This window comes from Actinokineospora sp. UV203 (genome assembly GCF_056323665.1).
On the sequence record NZ_CM150484.1, the window covers coordinates 5,098,391 to 5,115,561 of the forward strand.

The window sequence follows — 17,171 nt, forward strand, 5'->3', positions numbered from 1 at the left end:
GGATGGAGTCGTAGTGGAGCTTTTGCGCAATGCTGTGCGCCCGTACGCCTGGGGGTCGCGCACGATCATTGCCGAGCTGCTCGGAAACCCGGTGCCCGCACCGCATCCGGAGGCGGAACTGTGGATGGGCGCCCACCCGGGCGACCCGTCGCGCCTGGCGCGCACGGACGTCTCGCTGATCGACTGCATCGAAGCCGACCCGGAGCGCCATCTCGGCGCGGACAACGCCGCCCGGTGGGGCAACCGGCTGCCGTTCCTACTCAAGATCCTCGCCGTCGAGGAGCCGCTGAGCCTGCAGGCCCACCCGTCGGCCGCACAGGCCGCCGACGGGTACGCGCGCGAACAGACTCTCGGAATCGCGCGCGACGCGGGGGAACGCAACTACCCGGACCCGACGGCGAAGCCGGAACTGGTGTGCGCGCTGACCGAGTTCCACGCGCTCGCGGGCTTCCGCGACCCGCACCGCACGGTCGCCCTCCTCGACGCCGTGCGCACCCCCAGCATGTCGCCCTACATCGACCTGCTGAGCGACCAGCCCGACTCCGACGGCCTGCGCGCGCTGTTCACCACGTGGATCACGCTGCCGCAGACCTCGCTGGAGAACCTGCTGCCGGACTTGTTCGACGCGTGCGTGCGGCACATGAAGGAGCACGGCGAGTTCACCCTGGAATGCCAGACCGTGCTCGAACTCGGCGAGCGCTACCCCGGCGACGCGGGTGTGCTGGCGGCGCTGCTGCTCAACCGGCTGGTCCTCGGGCCCGGTGAGGCGATCTACCTGCCGGCGGGCAACCTGCACGCCTACCTGCACGGCACCGGCGTGGAGATCCTGGCCAACTCCGACAACATCCTGCGCGGCGGGCTCACCCCCAAGCACGTCGACGTCCCGGAGTTGCTGCGGGTCCTCGACTTCCGCTGCGGCGACATGCCGGTCACGACCGGCGACCACGACGGCGAGCTGCGCACGTACCGCACGGACGCGGCCGAGTTCGAGCTGTCCAGGATCGAATGGCAGGCCGACGACCGCGCGGAGGTGGCGATGCCGAGCGGGCGTCCGCAGATCGTCGTCTGCACTGAGGGCGCTGTCACGGTGCGGGGCGACAGCGGTGAGATCGCCCTGGCCCGGGGTCACTCGATCTGGGTGCCCGCCGCCGACCCGGAACTGAAGGTGCGTCCCGATGGGTCGGGACGCGCGCAGATGTTCATCGCGACCGTGGGTGGCGAGTCACCGGCGCACGACACGCTTTAGTCTCATCCCGACATACCGGACTTAGTTTGAGGAGATCCCGTGTCCGCAGGGGGTAGCACCAAGGCGATTCTGGCCGCGCTGTTCGCCAACGCCGGGATCGCCGTGGCGAAGTTCGTCGGCTTCCTGGTGACGGGGTCGTCGTCGATGCTCGCGGAGTCCGTGCACTCCGTGGCCGACACGTCCAACCAGGGCCTGCTCCTGCTCGGCCAGAAGACTTCGCTGCGCGCCGCCACGAAGACGCACCCGTTCGGCTACGGCCGCGACCGGTACTTCTACTCGTTCATCGTCGCGCTGATGCTGTTCACCCTCGGTTCGGCGTTCGCGCTGTACGAGGGCATCCACAAGCTCAGCGCCCCGGAGCCGCTCAAATCCGCGATCGTCGCGGTCATCATCCTGGTGGTCGCGATCGGCCTGGAGTGCTACTCGTTCTACACGGCCATCGTCGAGTCCAAGAAGGTCAAGGGCGACGTGTCCTGGTGGGGCTTCATCCGGCAGTCGCGCACCCCGGAGCTGCCGGTGGTGCTGCTTGAGGACGCGGGCGCCCTGTTCGGCCTGGTCCTCGCCCTCTTCGGCGTCGGCATGACGGTCCTGACCGGAGACCCGGTCTGGGACGCCATCGGCACGATCTGCATCGGCGTGCTTCTCGGGATCATCGCGATCATCCTGATCATCGAGATGAAGTCGCTGCTGATCGGCGAGGGCGCCACGGCGGCCGAGTCGGAGACGATCGAGGCCAGCCTGGTGAGCGGCAAGATCGAACGGATCATCCACATCCGCACCCAGTACGTCGGGCCGGACGAGCTGCTCATCGCCGCCAAGATCGGTTTCGCCTCGGACATGACGCTCGAAGAGATCGCCCAGGCCATCGACCACGCCGAGGCCCGCGTCCGCGCCGCCGTGCCCTCCGCCCGCCTGATCTACCTGGAGCCCGACCTCTACCGCGCCCCCGTCTGACCGCGAGTTCCCCGTTCCCGACACCGAGTTCCCCGTTCCCGACAGTGAGTTCCCCGTTCCCGACAGTGAGTTCGCGGTTCGGGGACGTGGTCGCCGCCGGCTTTGGTGGGGGTGCCGGTCGGGTGGTTGGGCAGGCGTGCTGAGTCGGCCCCCGACCGGCGCCCCACGCATTCGGAACACACCCGGAGCGTTCCCATATATGGGTCGGGAATCACAAACCGGATCATCATCCTGCGCCCGCATTCGCGCCGGCTTAGCCTCGTGGGCATGCCTGGGAACGGTTTGTGGCGCACGAAGTCGGTGGAGCAGTCGATGGCGGACACCGATGATCCGGACACCAAACTCCGCCGCACCCTCTCCACCTGGGACCTCACGGTCTTCGGTGTGGCCGTCGTCATCGGTGCCGGGATCTTCACCCTCACCGCCCGCACGGCCGGTGACCTCGCGGGCCCGTCGACCTCGCTGGCGTTCGTCTTCGCCGCTATCGCCTGTGCGCTCGCGGCCCTCTGCTACGCCGAGTTCGCCTCGACGGTGCCGGTCGCGGGCAGTGCGTACACGTTCTCCTACGCCACGTTCGGCGAGTTCATGGCGTGGATCATCGGGTGGGACCTGGTGTTGGAACTCGCGGTCGGCTCGGCGGCGGTCGCCAAGGGGTGGTCGGTGTACCTCAACACCGTCCTCGGTTACGTCGTCGGCTTCGATCCCTCGGCGACCACCGCGACCGTGGTCAAGATCGCCGGTTTCGCCGTCGACTGGGGTGCGCTGCTGCTCGTGGTGACCCTGGCCATGCTGCTCGGCATCGGCACCAAGCTGTCCTCGCGGGTCAGCATGGTGATCACCGGGATCAAGGTCGTGATCGTGCTGTTCGTGATCGTGCTTGGACTGTTCTTCGTCAAGGCGGCCAACTACACGCCGTTCATCCCGGACGCGCGGCCGCCGACCGACGGGTCCGGCGGGGGTGTGGAGCAGTCGCTGTTCTCGCTGATCGCGGGCCACGAGGGCAGCGCGTTCGGTGGTTTCGGGCTGCTGGCGGCGGCGTCGCTGGTGTTCTTCGCGTTCATCGGGTTCGACATCGTGGCCACCACCGCCGAGGAGACGGTCAACCCGCAGCGCTCGGTGCCGCGCGGCATCCTCGGGTCGCTCGCGATCGTCACCGTGCTCTACGTGGCGGTGTCGCTGGTGCTCGTCGGAATGGTGTCCTACCAGCAGCTGGCGACCACGGTGAAGCCCGACGGCACCTCCGACAAGAAGACCCTCGCCACGGCGTTCGCCCTCAACGACGTCGACTGGGCGGCGCAAGTGATCTCGATCGGCGCGCTCGCCGGTCTGACGACGGTGGTCATGGTGCTGATGCTCGGCCAGATCCGGGTGATCTACGCGATGTCGCGCGACGGCCTGATGCCGCGCGGCCTCGCGCACACCGGCAGCCGTGGCACGCCCGCGCGGGCGACCATCGCGGTCGCGGTCCTGGTGGCGATCGCGGCGACGTTCTTCGAGGCGGACAAGCTCGAGGAGATGGTGAACGTCGGCACGCTGTTCGCGTTCATCCTGGTCTCCGCCGGGGTGATCGTCCTGCGCCGCACCCGGCCCGACCTGCCGCGCGGATTCCGGGTGCCGTGGGTGCCGCTCGTCCCGCTGCTCGCGATCGGCGCGTGCCTGTGGCTGATGCTCAACCTGACGGTGCTGACCTGGCTGCGGTTCGGCGTCTGGATGGCGCTCGGCGTGGTCGTCTACTTCGTCTACAGCAGGCGCAATTCCGTGCTCGGGAAGCGTGAGCTCGTCGACAAGTAGGATTCGCGCTCATGCCCCTGCTCTGCCTGGACGTCGGCTCGACGTGGACCAAAGGCGCCCTGGTGTCGCCGGACGGCGACCTGCTGGGGACCGCCCAACACGAGACGACGCCCCCCGAGGTTCTCGACGGCGTCGGCGCGGTGACGTCGGCCCTCGGCGCGGCCGAGGCAGAGGTGCTGGCGTGTTCGTCGGCGGGCGGCGGCCTGCGGCTCGCGGTCGTCGGCCAAGAGCGGCTGGTGAGCGCCGAAGCCGGCTACCGAGTGGCCCTCTCGGCGGGCGCGAAGGTCGTCCACGTGTCCAGCGGCGACCTCGACGGCGCCGGAATCCGGGCGCTGCGGGCGGACCGCCCGGACATCGTGCTGCTGGTCGGCGGGACCGACGGCGGCGACCAGCGGGTGCTGCTGCACAACGCGCGCAAGCTGGCGGTCAACCGGATCACCGTCCCGATCGTCCTCGCGGGCAACGCCTCCGCGCGCGATGAGGCGCTGGCACTGTTGGCGGGCCGCAGTGTCGTGGCGACCGACAACGTCCTGCCCGACGTGGGCGAGCTGGCGCCCGGGCCCGCGCGGAAGGCGATCCGGGCGGCGTTCCTGAGTCACGTGATCGGCGGCAAAGGGCTCTCCCGTGGTCCGCGGTTCCGTTCGCTGGTCCGGACGGTCACACCGGACGCGGTGCTCACCGGGGTCTCGCGGCTCGCGGGAGTGCTGGCGCGCGAGGAGGAACAGGGCGCGGTCCTCGTCGTCGACGTGGGCGGCGCGACGACCGACGTGTACTCCGCTGTGTCCACTGTGGGGGGTGAGCGGGTCACGACGGTGGCGCTGCCCGCGGATCGGCGCACGGTCGAGGGCGACATCGGCATGCGGTGGTCGGCGCCCGGTGTCGTCGCCGAGGCGCTCGCCGAGCGACTGATCACCGGATCGGAAGAGCTCGCGGCGTCCGCGAAACACCGGGCGACCGATGTCGACTTCATCCCGTCCATTCCCGAAGAGTCCGAAGTGGACATCCGGCTGGCGTCGCTCGCGGCGATCCTGGCCGTGCGCCGCCACCTCCGGTTGGTCGACGGACAACTCGGTCCGCGTGGCGCGGGCCTGCTTGTCCTGTCCGGCGGCGTCTTCCGTCACGCGTCCGCGGAAGGTCTCGCGCGCGTGGAGGAGATGCTGCGGGCCGACCCGATCCTGCGCCCGGTCCTGCGGACCGCACGGGTGGTGGTCGACCAGGATTACGTCCTCGCGCCTGCCGGCCTACTCGCGGATGTGGGTCGCGGCGGGGCGGCTGACCGTCTGCTGGAGTCGTCTCTCGTCTAGTTTCCGGTGAGCGCGTCGACCTCGGCCTTGAAGAGCAGTGCCGGGTCGATGCCCATCATCGCGAAGTGGCCCTCCACTTCGAGGCTGAGGACGCCGTGCATCCGGGTCCAGCCGATCACCGCGCGTTTCAGGGCCGCGGGCGGCAGGTTCGTGCCGCGGTTGCCGATCCAGATCCCGAACTGGCGCTCCAAAGCCGGGTGGCTCGAGGTCTCGGGGATCTCGGCCAGGACCTCCGCGAACACCGTGAGGGTGCGTTGAGCCAGGTCGACCGTGTGGGCGGGCGCCTCGAAGCCAGGGACCGGGCTGCCGAAGAGCAGCAGGTAGCGCTGCGGTTCGTCGAGCGCCCAGGTCCGGAAGGCATCGGCCATCTCGCGCAGGCGGGCCTTGGGGGCTCGGCGGGCGGCGAGTTCGGCGGTCTGTTCGAGGGTCTGAGCCAAGTCGGCGTATCCGTCGGCGATCAGCTCGCCAAGCAGCGCGTCGCGCCCCGCGAAGTAGCGGTAGAGCGCCGGGCCGGTCAGTCCCATTTCCTTGGCGATCGCATTGACGGACACACCCGCCGCGCCGAAGAGCGCGAGCTGCGCCATCGCGATGCGCTTGGCGTCGCGGCGCGTGCCCTCGCGGTATTGCTCCCGCCTCGACATGACCCCACCTTCTCCTTGACAACAGAAGCGTAACAGGCTAGATCTGTAGTTAGAGCTTCTAACAAAAGTGAGAGGATATCAATCATGATCGTCGACCAGGTGGTCACCACCAAGCGCGGTGGACCTTTGGAACTACGCCAGACCCGCCTCGATCGAGATCCGCGCAAGGCGTTGGTCCGGGTGGTCGCGGCGGGGGTCGGCTCCGCCGACGTCGAGATGATGCGCGGGCGCTTCTACTCCCAACCGAAGTTCCCGTTCGTCAGCGGCTACGACTTCGTCGGGCACGTGGCAGACGGCCCCCCCGGACTTGTCGCGGCAATGCCCCGAATCGGCGCGTGGACGACCGCCGTCGAAGCGGACCCCGCCACTCTCGTCCCCGTGCCGGACGGCTTGGACCCGGCGATGGCGGTCGCCCTGGTCACCAACGGCGTGACCGCCTGGCAACTCACCCACCGGGTGGCGAAGGTCCAACCAGGCCAAACAGTCCTGGTAGGCGGCGCGTCCGGCAGCGTCGGCTCACTGCTCACCCAGTTCGCCCACCTCGCCGGTGCGAAGGTCATCGGCACCGCGTCCGCGGCGAACCTCGCCAAGGTCGAGGCCTCAGGGGCGATCGCCATCGACTATCGAACCGACGTCCCCCGCCAGGTCCGAACCCACGCTCCGACCGGCGTCGACGTCGTCTTCGACCACTTGGGCGGCCGATACCTGGGCGAGTCGTACCGCCTACTCGCCCGCGGCGGCACCGTGGTCAGCTACGGCGCGGCGTCCACAGTGGACCAGTCCGGCCCCGCTTTCCTCCCGTACCTCGCCATGGCGGCCCGAGTGGCGAATTGGGAGGCTCGCCGCCTACTCGGCCTGGGCCAAGGCAAACGCGCCCGCCTGTTCAACGTCACCCCGAACGCCCAATTCCGCGAAGACCTGACCAAGGTCTTAGCCCTAGCCGCGTCGAACACCATCACGGCCGAGATAACCAAATACCCCTTACACGAAGCCCAAACCGCCATGCGGGACGTGGTCGCCAAATCCGTAAACGGCAAGGCGGTCCTGATTCCCTAACCGGTCACCACCGCCCCACGCGGCGCCTCCGCCCCACGCCCACGCCCATTGCCCACCGACGCCTCCGCATGGCACGCACCGTGACCGCGCACCGCGCACCGCGCCGCAGCACCGCGCCGCAGCACCGCGCCGCAGCACCGCGCTGCGCCGCCGCTTGCCTGCCCCCGCGATCGTCGCCACCGCCGCGTGACGGGCACCGTCGCCACCGGGCGCTGCGCGTCCGCACCAGTTGCTATTCCATCGACCGCGCCACCACACACGTCCGCTGAGGAGGAACACACCGAGCCGCCCACCAGGCCGAACCAGGCGATCCCCCGGGTCCCCTCAGGAATCGGCCACGTTCTGCCCTAGTGCCGTGTGCCCGCGCTCGGCCAAGGCAGCCCGGAGGATTCCGGTTCCTCCGGGTCGAGCCCCGCCGCCATCGCGACCGCGCGATCCCACTCCGGGTCCGCCGTGTAGTTGCCGTGTTTGAGCACCCCGGCCGCCCACCGCCGCGCCGGGAACGGGCCACGCATCGGGTCCGGCAGCCAGTGGTCGCCGCCGAGAACCAGGGCGCCCGTCGGGCTTCGCGTGGCCGCGGGCAGCGGTCCGACCGTGCCGTCCGGGCGGAAACCCGTGCCGAGCAGCCGGTCGCCGCACACCTGCCTGCCCCACGTCGTCACCGCGCCGCCCACCGGATCGGTGCCGCGGCACAGGGCCCGCCAGCGGGTGCCGAGTTCGCCCGCGAGCGTGCCCAGCGAACCGTGGGGGACCACGGCGGGGAACGCGCGCGGGTACGCCCACTGCAGCTGCGAGCCGACGGTCACGATCCCGACCCGCTGCCGCTCCGGCTCGTTGAGCGACTCCAGCAGCCGCGCGGCGGTGACCGCCACCAGCAGCCCGCCCTGGCTGTGGCCGGTCAGCACGACCCGGGTGTTCGGGTCCCGGAGGTGGTCGGTCACCCGCGCCGCCAGCTCCGGGGCGACCTTGAGCGCGTAGCACGGCGGCACCGTCGGGTGCGCCTCGCGCGGCCAGAAGCAGGCCAGGTCGGCGACGATGCCCAGTCGCCTGCCCAGCGCCGGGTCCTTCGCCGCGGTGTAGACCGCGCGCAGCAGCGACACCGCGAGCAGGCCGAGCGCGACGATCCCGACCGCGGAGAACGGTTCCAACCACACCGGCGGCTTGACGCCGAGAACCCGGGTCGTGACGGCGATGCCCGCGCCGAGCGTCAGGACGGTCGCTCCGGTGAGCAACAGCCGGTGCAGGTTGCGGCGCTGCCACGTGGCGGTGTGCCACGCGCGGTCGGCGCGGACCCGGTCTCGCGGCCTGCCTTGGTGCAGCAGGTCGACCTCGTGCTGCCCGCGCCTGCGCAGGTACTTGATGACCACCCAGGCCACCACCGGCAGCGCCACGACGAGACCGATCGCCGCGCCCGCGCCCCACAGCAGCGTCACCTGCTCGTACCCGGGCGGCAGCTGGATCCCCTCAGTCCCGACGAGCTTGCGCACCGAGATCGCCAGCCCCGCGCCGAAGCCACCGCCCAGCAACCCCGCGACGGCCAGCACCGGCGCCGACATCCACCCACCCGCCCACGGCCGCAGGTCGCGCGGCAGCCCCGACCACGTGCGCCGGGCGATCAGCGCGGCGGGCACCAACAGCACCCCGAGCAACACGACGGCGCCGATGAGCGCCCCCGCCACCGCCTCGACGGTCGCCCCCGCACCCGGCAGGCCGGTCGCGGGCAGTTCGATGAGCGTCCCCGCGCCGAGGACCAGCATGATGCCGACCGACAGCAGCACCGCCCGGCTCACCGGGCCCAGCACGGTCCGCAGCAGCCTGCCCGCGCGCTCCGGCACGGCGCCACGCGGATCGTCGAGGGCCAGCACGGCCAGCAGGCAGAAGCCGAGCACACCGAGAACGCCGAACCAGAGCACCCGGTCGGACTGCTGCGCGGGCATCGCGAACGGCCCGCCCAGGGCCAGCAGCGCCACCGTGGCCAGCGCCGACACCAGGTGCAGCGTCCGCAGGGCGGGCGTGTCCGGGTCGGCGACCAGGTTGCGCCCGGGCAGCACCACCTTGGTGTTCGGCCGCGCCGCGGGCGGGTTCGGCGCGTCGGTGGTCTCCCAGGCCACACCCGAGATGCGGTGCAGCACCAGGACCGCCAGCAGCACCGGCAGCAGCCCCGCGACCTGCCGGACCGGGTACGTCTCCCGCAGGAAATCGGGCACCGACGGCAGACACGCCGCGCCCGGTGCGAGGCACTGCGCGGCCAGCAGGTCGAGGCTCACCACCGCGGCCTGGCCGACCAGCAGCATCGTCAGCAGCACGGCCGCCAACCGCAGCAGCGACCGGTTCAGCACGCCCAGCAGCCTGCCCGCCCGGCTCCCGCTCGGGATCGGCGGCAGCATCCAGTGCGCGACGTTGGCCAGCGAGAACGGGAAGAGCAGCGCCCACGTCGCCTTCGCCCAGCCGCCGGAGGTCATCGCACCCCAGACGTATCCTTCGACTATGCGCGGCACGGATCTGCCCTCGGCCCGCAGCACCGGCCCAGGCGCGGGGCGCAGCAGCCGGTCTGCCGGGCGCACGATGCGGCCCACCCCGTCCCCGGCCACATCGACCGCGGCGACGGCGGACACCAGCGACTCAGCGCTCGTGCCCATGTTCCCGTGCACGCGCAATTCGACAACGCGCGTTTCCGTGCCAGTCAGCAGCACTTCTCTCCCAGGGTTGCCTATAGACGCCGAACAGCCCTTTGGGCGATCCCCACCACTGCCCTCAACGGTAGTGTTCGACAGGAACCAGAGTCTGGAGGATTCACTCGATGACCGCAGAAGACACGCGGACCACTACCGGGGCGAGCTACGCGCAGACCCGAAACGGCATTGATTTCGCGGTAGCCGATCTTTCGTTGGCCGAATTCGGCCGCAAGGAGATTCGCCTGGCCGAGCATGAGATGCCGGGCCTGATGGCGCTGCGCCGCGAGTACTCGGAGGTGTACCCGCTCCGCGGCGCCCGCATCTCCGGCTCGCTGCACATGACCGTGCAGACCGCTGTACTGATCGAGACGCTGGTGGACCTCGGCGCCGAGGTGCGCTGGTGTTCGTGCAACATCTTCTCCACCCAGGACCACGCCGCGGCGGCGGTTGTGGTGGGCCCGCACGGGACCGAGGAGGAGCCCAAGGGTGTTCCGGTCTACGCCTGGAAGGGCGAGACGCTGCCGGAGTACTGGTGGGCGACCGAGAAGATGATGACCTGGCCCGACGGCCCGGGCCCGAACATGATCCTGGACGACGGTGGCGACGCCACCATGCTCGTGCACAAGGGCGTGGAGTTCGAGAAGTCCGGTGTCGTGCCCGGCACGGACGAGGCGAACCCCGAGGAATGGAATGTCTTCCTCGAACTGCTGCGGGCCTCGCTCGCCGCCGACGCGGGCAAGTGGACGAAGATCGGCTCCCAGATCATGGGTGTCACCGAGGAGACCACCACCGGCGTCCTGCGGCTCACGCAGATGGCCGCCCAGGGAACCCTCCTGTTCCCGGCGATCAACGTCAACGACTCGGTGACGAAGTCGAAGTTCGACAACCGCTACGGCATCCGCCACTCGCTGGTCGACGGCATCAACCGCGGCACGGACGTGCTGATCGGCGGCAAGGTCGCGGTCGTCTGCGGCTACGGCGACGTCGGCAAGGGCTCCGCGGAGTCGCTGCGCGCCCAGGGCGCTCGGGTGATCGTCACCGAGATCGACCCGATCTGCGCGCTGCAGGCGGCGATGGACGGGTACGAGGTGCGCACCCTCGACGAGGTCATCGAGAAGGCCGACATCGTGATCACCACGACCGGCAACAAGGACGTCGTCCTCGTCGACCACATGGCGCGGATGAAGCACCAGGCGATCCTGGGCAACGTCGGCCACTTCGACAACGAACTCGATATGGCGGGCCTGGCCCGCTACCCGGGTGTCCAGCGGATCAACATCAAGCCGCAGGTCGACGAGTGGGTGTTCCCGACCGGCCGCTCGATCATCGTGCTGTCCGAGGGCCGCCTGATGAACCTGGGCAACGCCACCGGCCACCCCTCGTTCGTCATGTCGAACAGCTTCTCGAACCAGGTCATCGCGCAGATCGAGCTCTACACCAAGCGCGAGGAATACGACAACGAGGTCTACCGCCTCCCGAAGAAGCTGGACGAGAAGGTCGCCCGCATCCACCTGGACGCACTCGGCGGCTCGCTCACCAAGCTGACCAAGGACCAGGCCGAGTACATCGACGTCGACGTCGAAGGCCCGTTCAAGTCGGAGCACTACCGCTACTGAGTCCCGGCGCTTTCCGGCCCCGACACGCAACCCGCGTGCCGGGGCCGGCGTCTATTCGGCAGAAAGTTTCGACCGAGGTGTAACGCGGCGAGCCGCCGTAGCGATCATGCAAAGTTCTGGCCTGAGCGAGGGGTGGGCCAGAGCACCTGCCGCCCGCGGGCGGATGACGCCGGTGGAGGGGACATTCCACGAATGGGGTACGGGGAACGTCTCGTCCACCGGCGTCCAGGTTCAGCGTGCTAAAGTCGTTCTTGCGGAGGCTTAGAGAGCCGAAGAAGTGAGCCCGAAGCGTGTCCGGACGGTCACCCTTCGGGCTTCGCGCTGTTCAGGGGTAGTCCAGGTCAATTTCCTGGGTGATGATCGACGCGATGCGTTTGCGCCATTCTCCACCTGCGCCGAAGCACCACGCGGCCACGTCCGCGATCCACAGCATCGCCTCACCGGACGATAGATGCTCGTACTCAAGCCTGAGGCCCGTGCTCACGTGGCGGGCCATCAGCCGCCTCAGGGTGGCTTCGTCGAGCTTGTCGCGGTGGGACCTGCTCTCGATCACCATGCGGGTGGCCCGTTGCCGGAAGAGATCGAGAGTCGCGGCCTCAAGGCAGGTCTGCCGAGCCGGTTCGTCATGTCGATCACATGCGCGGCTGTATATGGCGACTTCGACGGGAAGTCGTGCGATGGCATCGGCGAGCGCGCGTCGGCGGCGGTCCTTCTCCAACTTGAAGTGGATCTCCCGCTGACCTCGGAGGAGCAGGCTTCTCAGGTCTTGGCGGAGAGTGCGTAGATGTTGAGGCTCCGCGGTGGCGACTGCGACGAAGTACCGCGATCCACGGCGGGACTCGTCGACGAAGGCGTGAACGGTCATGGTGCGCCTCATGATGGCAACGCCTGACCTGACACGATCGAGTAACCATGTGATCACGTAAAGTTCCATGAGCGAAGGCTGTTGAGCTGGAGAAGTGGGCCCGAGCGAGGTGTCCGGACGGACACCCCTCGGGTCCGCGCCCACCGGCCCACGTAGGGTTTCCCGCGTGGGTCGACTGATCGTCATCGAGGGGCTGGACGGCGCGGGCAAGCGCACGTTGGCCGAGAAGCTGACCGCCGCTCTCACCGAGCGCGGGGCCAAGGTCATCACCAAGGCGTTCCCCCGCTACGGCAAGTCCGTGACCGCGGACCTCGTCCACGACGGCCTCCACGGCAGGCTCGGCAAGCTCGGCGAGTCCGTCTACGGCACCGCCGTCCTCTACGCGCTCGACCGTCAGGGCGCCGCCGCCGACCTGCGGTTCGCCCTCGACACCTCCGACGTCCTCCTCCTCGACCGCTACATCGCCTCCAACGCCGCCTACGGCGCCGCCCGCCTGCGCGAGGACGCCGACGGTGAGTTCGTCGAGTGGGTCCGCGCGCTGGAGGTCGACCGGTTCGCCCTGCCCGTCCCGCACGCGCAACTGCTGCTGCGGGTCCCGGCCGAGCTCGCGGTCGCCCGCGCCGAGCACCGTGAGAAGACCGAGGACCGCGCGCGGGACAAATGGGAGGCCGACGGGGGCCTCCAAGCGCGCTGCGCGGCGGTCTACGACGGACTGGCCGCGAACGGCTGGCTCTCCCCGTGGCACGTCCTCGACGGGACCGCCGACACCGACTTCGCGGACCTCGCCGCGACACTGCTTGAGCCCTGATCCGCGCGCTGACCGCGCGCAATGCGACGATGTGCACATGAAGGCACGTGTGCTGGTAGTGGACGACGACCCGGCTCTGGCCGAGATGCTCACCATCGTGTTGCGCGGCGAGGGCTTCGACACCGCCGTGGTGGCCGACGGTTCCCGGGCGCTGCCCGCCCTGCGTGAGCTCAAACCCGACCTGGTGCTGCTCGACCTGATGCTCCCGGGCATGAACGGGATCGACGTGTGCAAGGCGATCCGCGGCGAGTCCGGCGTGCCGATCGTCATGCTGACCGCCAAGAGCGACACCGTCGACATCGTCCTCGGGCTGGAGTCCGGCGCCGACGACTACGTCGTCAAGCCGTTCAAGCCCAAGGAGCTCGTCGCCCGGGTGCGCGCCCGGCTGCGCCGCACCGAGTCCGAGCCCGCCGAGACCCTCGGCATCGGCGACCTGACCATCGACGTGCCCGGCCACGAGGTCCTGCGCGACGGCAAGGCCATCCAGCTCACCCCGCTGGAGTTCGACCTGCTCGTCGCCCTGGCCCGCAAGCCGCGGCAGGTTTTCACCCGCGAGGTGCTGCTCGAGCAGGTGTGGGGCTACCGCCACGCCGCCGACACGCGCCTGGTCAACGTGCACGTCCAGCGCCTGCGCTCCAAGGTCGAGCGCGACCCGGAGCACCCCGAGGTCGTGCTGACGGTCCGAGGTGTGGGCTACAAGGCGGGCCCTCCGTGAGAGAGCTGAGTTGAGCGAGTTCCTCACCCGGCATCTGCGCGCGCTCGTCGTCGCGGCGACCAGGCTCGTCGCGACGGGCAGGCGCCGCTCCGCCGCGTTCAGCGACCTGTGGCGCCGCTCGCTGCAGCTGCGCGTCGTGGTCAGCACGCTCGCACTCGGCTCGGCCGTCGTGTTCGTGCTGGGCATGGTGCTGCAGAGCCAGATCACCGAGCGGCTCGTCGGTGCCAAGGAGACGGCCGCGGTCGAGCAGACCCGTGCCGCCGTGCAGATCGCCGAGCGGGAACTCGTCGGCATCAGCGCCACGTCCGACGTCACCAACCGGCTCAAGGGCGCGCTCAACAAGCTGACCACGATCTCGCCCGACCAGCAGTCCGCCTCGGGTTCGGCGGGCGCGTTCGAGCCGGTGCTGGTGAGCGACTGGGCGGGGTCCACCGCGGCCAGCATCGACGTCGCCGGGCCGTACGAGGACGTGCCGAAGTCGCTGCGCGAGTTCGTGCTGTCGAGCAACAACAACACCGTCTCGCAGGTCTACACCGTCGACCGCGGCGGTGAGCGGGTCACATTCCTGATGGTCGGCGCCCCGGTCACCACCGCCTCACCGGCGGTCCAGCTCTACATGCTCTACCCGCTGACTGCCGAGCAGCGCACGATCGGCGTCGTGCAGAGCACCCTGCTGGTCGGCGGCATGGTCCTGATGCTGCTGCTCGCGGGCATCACCAACCTGGTCACCCGCCAGGTCGTGCTCCCGGTCCGCCGCGCCGCGCGCGCCGCCGAGCGGTTCGCCGACGGCGAGCTGGACGAGCGCATGGTCGTGGCCGGGGAGGACGACGTCGCCCGGCTGGCCCAGTCGTACAACGAGATGGCCGAGAGCATCGAGCGGCAGATCCGCCAGCTCGAGGAGTTCGGCCAGCTGCAGCGCCGCTTCACCTCCGACGTCTCCCACGAGCTGCGCACGCCGCTGACCACCGTCCGGATGGCTGCCGACGTCCTGCACGCTTCGCGCAAGCAGTTCCCGGCGGGCCTGGCCCGCTCGACCGAGCTGCTCGTCGACGAGCTGGACCGGTTCGAGACGCTGCTCGCCGACCTCCTCGAGATCTCCCGGCTCGACGCGGGCGTCGAGGAACTCGTGTCCGAGTACGCCGACATGCGGGCCATCGCCCGCCGCGCGGTCGAGTCCGTCCGGGTCATCGCGCGGCGCTCCGGCTCCGAGGTGGTCCTCGACCTGCCCGACGAGGAAGTCATCGCCGAAGTCGAGCCCCGCCGGGTCGAGCGCATCGTGCGCAACCTGCTCGCCAACGCGATCGACCACGGCGAGGGCAGGCCGGTCGAACTGTGCCTGGCCGCCAACGACGACGCCGTCGCCATCACCGTCCGCGACCACGGTGTCGGGCTGCGCACCGGTGAGGCCGAACTGGTCTTCAACCGCTTCTGGCGGGCCGACCCCTCGCGCAACCGGCACACCGGCGGGACCGGCCTGGGCCTGGCGATCAGCCTGGAGGACGCGCGCCTGCACGGTGGCGGCCTCGACGCCTGGGGCGAGCCGGGGGATGGGGCCTGTTTCCGGCTCACGCTGCCCCGACGCCAAGACGAGGAGTATTCGGACAATCCGCTGCCGCTGCGCCCGGTCAAGCCGTCGACCGCCGCGCCGCAGCCGCGGAGCGTGCCGGAGGAGGTGTCGCCGTGAACCGTTTGCTCGTGGTCATCATGGTGTTCGTGAGCCTGCTCACCGGCTGTGCCAACATTCCCGACCGGACCCCGCCGAAGGTGGTGCTCGACGCCCCCGGTCCGCAGGAGCGGCCGGTCCGCAAGCCGACACCGGACCTCGACCCGCTGTCGCTGGTGCAGGAGTTCGTCTTCCGCGCGGGCACCCCGGACGCGGCCCGGACCTACCTCACCGACGAGGCCAAGCAGCACTGGCCGCGCTTCCCGGAGCCGACGATCCTGCAGGACGGGTTCAAGACCCCGCCTGCGCCGGTCCAGGACACCCGGCCGGTCCAGGGATCCGACCCCGAGGAAAAAGTCGTCATGCTGACGGCGACCCAGATCGGCAGGCTCAAGGCCGACCGCGCGTTCTATCCGGGCGTCCAGCCCGTCGAGTACCGCATCGTCGTGCGCCGCCAGCCCGACGGCCAGTGGCGCATCTCGACGCCGCCGGACGTGCTCCTCATCGAGCAGACCAAGTTCGACGCCGCCTACCGTCGGGTCAACCTGCAGTTCTTCGACCCGGAGCAGCGGGTCATGGTCTCCGACCCCCGCTACGTGGAGATCGAGCCGAGCGAGGGCATCGAGGGCCGGGTGATGCGCCTGTTGCTGGCGGGTCCGTCGGACTCCCTCAAGGGCGCGGTCCGAAGTCAGTTGGAGGGCGTGGACCTGCGCACCAACGTCGTCCGCGAGAACGACGGTGCCGTCCTGATCAACCTCACCCAGGTCGACAAATTGATCGAGGACCGGCAGCGGATGGCCGCCCAGATCGTCAAGTCGGTCTCCGAGGTCACCACCAGCCCCCTGCGCCTCAACACCGAGGGCCGCGAACTCGTCCCCCAACACGGCGATTGGCGCCAAGCCGACGTCGGGTCCTACGACGTCTTGGCGAACCCGAAACCGGACTTGCTGGGGCTCGTGGTCGCGGGCAGAACCATCCGCTCGATGCGCGACGGGAAACCCATCGAAGGCCCGGCGGGCGCGGGCACCTACGACATCGTCAGCGCCGCCCAGTCCCTCGACGGCAGCCAACTCGCGGTCGTGCAGCGGACTCCCAAAGGCATGGGCCTGCGCATCGGCAAGATCAACGCCGACCTCCCGGAGATCGGCCTCCCGCCTGCCGCCACCCTGACCCGCCCCACCTGGCTCCTGGGCGACGCCAACGGCGGCGGCGAAGTCTGGACCGTCCTGGACGGGACCGTCGTGGTGCGGGCCGTGCGAACCTCCGAGGGCATCTGGGAAGACCTCCCCGTGGACGCCTCGGAACTGACGGCCGACGGCGGCACCATCACCCAGCTCCGCCTGTCCCGAGACGGCGTCCGAGTGGCGGCGGTGGTCAACGGCGAGGTCAAGGTCGCCTCAGTAGTCCGCACCAACGACGCCGTGGCCATCCGTCTCCCGCGCACGCTGCAGGGCGGCAAGGTCAGAGAGGTCATCAGCGTCGACTGGCTCAACAAGGTCGCGCTGATCGTCGCCACGGAAGTGAACACCATGCCCGTGGCGAGCCTGCCCATCGACGGCCTGACGGTGAATCCGTACAACAGCTCCACCCTGACCCTCCCCGTCACCGCCATCACGGCCGCACCGAGCAGACCGGCTGTCGTCACCGACGGCTCCGGCATGTGGTCGACCCAGGAGGCCGGGAAGGTCTGGCAGGCCCACCAACACAGCCAGGGCCCCGGCTCCCAGCCCTTTTTCCCGGGCTGAACAGACCCCTACCGCCGCTCATCCCCATTGATCCGCGGGCCCGCGTGCCCGCGAGTCGAACAATCCAGCCGGCGGGAGCCTGTGGACAGGGT

General features: G+C 69.9%; 13 protein-coding genes. 10 read left to right on the forward strand and 3 right to left on the reverse strand.

Going from position 1 to position 17,171, the window contains the following annotated elements; genetic code table 11:
• The first annotated feature begins 13 nt into the window (after positions 1-13).
• The 4 genes from manA (at position 14) to ACUZ2Y_RS24565 (ending at position 5,295) form a co-directional block, all read left to right on the forward strand.
• The gene (gene manA, locus ACUZ2Y_RS24550; RefSeq protein ID WP_476322908.1) at positions 14-1,246 is read left to right on the forward strand and encodes a mannose-6-phosphate isomerase, class I; all 1,233 of its coding nucleotides are present in this window, start codon (positions 14-16) and stop codon (positions 1,244-1,246) included.
• Positions 1,247-1,285: 39 nt separating this feature from the next.
• Positions 1,286-2,200: a cation diffusion facilitator family transporter gene (locus tag ACUZ2Y_RS24555; RefSeq protein ID WP_476322911.1), complete on the forward strand. Its 915-nt coding sequence runs from the start codon at positions 1,286-1,288 to the stop codon at positions 2,198-2,200.
• Positions 2,201-2,467: 267 nt separating this feature from the next.
• A complete protein-coding gene (locus ACUZ2Y_RS24560; protein WP_476322914.1) occupies positions 2,468-3,991 on the forward strand; it encodes an amino acid permease in 1,524 nt (507 codons plus the stop codon).
• Positions 3,992-4,002: 11 nt separating this feature from the next.
• The gene (locus ACUZ2Y_RS24565) at positions 4,003-5,295 is read left to right on the forward strand and encodes a glutamate mutase L (RefSeq protein ID WP_476322917.1); all 1,293 of its coding nucleotides are present in this window, start codon (positions 4,003-4,005) and stop codon (positions 5,293-5,295) included.
• On the opposite strand, the gene ACUZ2Y_RS24570 is transcribed toward ACUZ2Y_RS24565, so the two are convergent.
• Positions 5,292-5,936, reverse strand: a complete 645-nt coding sequence (locus ACUZ2Y_RS24570) for a TetR/AcrR family transcriptional regulator (protein ID WP_476322920.1) — start codon at positions 5,934-5,936, stop codon at positions 5,292-5,294. The genes ACUZ2Y_RS24565 and ACUZ2Y_RS24570 overlap by 4 nt on opposite strands.
• 84 nt (positions 5,937-6,020) lie before the next feature.
• Between ACUZ2Y_RS24570 and ACUZ2Y_RS24575 the strand changes: the two genes are divergently transcribed.
• Positions 6,021-6,992, forward strand: coding sequence for a zinc-binding dehydrogenase (locus tag ACUZ2Y_RS24575; RefSeq protein ID WP_476322923.1), 972 nt, complete (start codon positions 6,021-6,023; stop codon positions 6,990-6,992).
• A gap of 347 nt (positions 6,993-7,339) precedes the next feature.
• Here the strand turns inward: ACUZ2Y_RS24575 and ACUZ2Y_RS24580 are convergent, their stop codons facing one another.
• On the reverse strand, positions 7,340-9,631 hold the full coding sequence (locus ACUZ2Y_RS24580; RefSeq protein WP_476322926.1) for a hypothetical protein: 2,292 nt from the start codon (positions 9,629-9,631) through the stop codon (positions 7,340-7,342).
• A gap of 161 nt (positions 9,632-9,792) precedes the next feature.
• On the opposite strand from ACUZ2Y_RS24580, the gene ahcY reads away from it, so the two are divergent.
• Complete coding sequence (gene ahcY, locus ACUZ2Y_RS24585; protein WP_476322929.1) at positions 9,793-11,283, forward strand: adenosylhomocysteinase; 1,491 nt, start codon at positions 9,793-9,795, stop codon at positions 11,281-11,283.
• A gap of 325 nt (positions 11,284-11,608) precedes the next feature.
• Here the strand turns inward: ahcY and ACUZ2Y_RS24590 are convergent, their stop codons facing one another.
• Entirely contained in the window at positions 11,609-12,217 is a 609-nt protein-coding gene (locus ACUZ2Y_RS24590; RefSeq protein WP_476322931.1) for a hypothetical protein, read from the reverse strand.
• A 97-nt stretch (positions 12,218-12,314) separates the two neighbouring features.
• On the opposite strand from ACUZ2Y_RS24590, the gene ACUZ2Y_RS24595 reads away from it, so the two are divergent.
• The 4 genes from ACUZ2Y_RS24595 to ACUZ2Y_RS24610 are packed head-to-tail and all read left to right on the forward strand — an operon-like array spanning position 12,315 to position 17,079.
• Complete coding sequence (locus tag ACUZ2Y_RS24595) at positions 12,315-12,956, forward strand: dTMP kinase (protein WP_476322934.1); 642 nt, start codon at positions 12,315-12,317, stop codon at positions 12,954-12,956.
• Positions 12,957-12,993: 37 nt separating this feature from the next.
• Positions 12,994-13,671: an MtrAB system response regulator MtrA gene (mtrA, locus tag ACUZ2Y_RS24600; protein ID WP_054056022.1), complete on the forward strand. Its 678-nt coding sequence runs from the start codon at positions 12,994-12,996 to the stop codon at positions 13,669-13,671.
• Between the two features lie 10 nt (positions 13,672-13,681).
• Positions 13,682-15,355, forward strand: coding sequence for an MtrAB system histidine kinase MtrB (gene mtrB, locus ACUZ2Y_RS24605; RefSeq protein WP_476322937.1), 1,674 nt, complete (start codon positions 13,682-13,684; stop codon positions 15,353-15,355).
• Complete coding sequence (locus tag ACUZ2Y_RS24610; RefSeq protein WP_476322940.1) at positions 15,352-17,079, forward strand: LpqB family beta-propeller domain-containing protein; 1,728 nt, start codon at positions 15,352-15,354, stop codon at positions 17,077-17,079. Before mtrB ends, ACUZ2Y_RS24610 begins: the two co-directional genes overlap by 4 nt.
• Positions 17,080-17,171: the final 92 nt, after the last annotated feature.

What these genes read in the sequence shown, in the direction of transcription:
- ACUZ2Y_RS24560 (WP_476322914.1), top strand. Translation starts at nt 2,468, where the DNA reads ATGCCTGGGAACGGTTTGTGGCGCACGAAGTCGGTGGAGCAGTCGATG.
- ACUZ2Y_RS24565 (WP_476322917.1), top strand. Translation starts at nt 4,003, where the DNA reads ATGCCCCTGCTCTGCCTGGACGTCGGCTCGACGTGGACCAAAGGCGCC.
- ACUZ2Y_RS24570 (WP_476322920.1), bottom strand. Translation starts at nt 5,936, where the DNA reads ATGTCGAGGCGGGAGCAATACCGCGAGGGCACGCGCCGCGACGCCAAG.
- ACUZ2Y_RS24575 (WP_476322923.1), top strand. Translation starts at nt 6,021, where the DNA reads ATGATCGTCGACCAGGTGGTCACCACCAAGCGCGGTGGACCTTTGGAA.
- ACUZ2Y_RS24580 (WP_476322926.1), bottom strand. Translation starts at nt 9,631, where the DNA reads ATGGGCACGAGCGCTGAGTCGCTGGTGTCCGCCGTCGCCGCGGTCGAT.
- ahcY (WP_476322929.1), top strand. Translation starts at nt 9,793, where the DNA reads ATGACCGCAGAAGACACGCGGACCACTACCGGGGCGAGCTACGCGCAG.
- ACUZ2Y_RS24590 (WP_476322931.1), bottom strand. Translation starts at nt 12,217, where the DNA reads ATGGAACTTTACGTGATCACATGGTTACTCGATCGTGTCAGGTCAGGC.
- mtrA (WP_054056022.1), top strand. Translation starts at nt 12,994, where the DNA reads ATGAAGGCACGTGTGCTGGTAGTGGACGACGACCCGGCTCTGGCCGAG.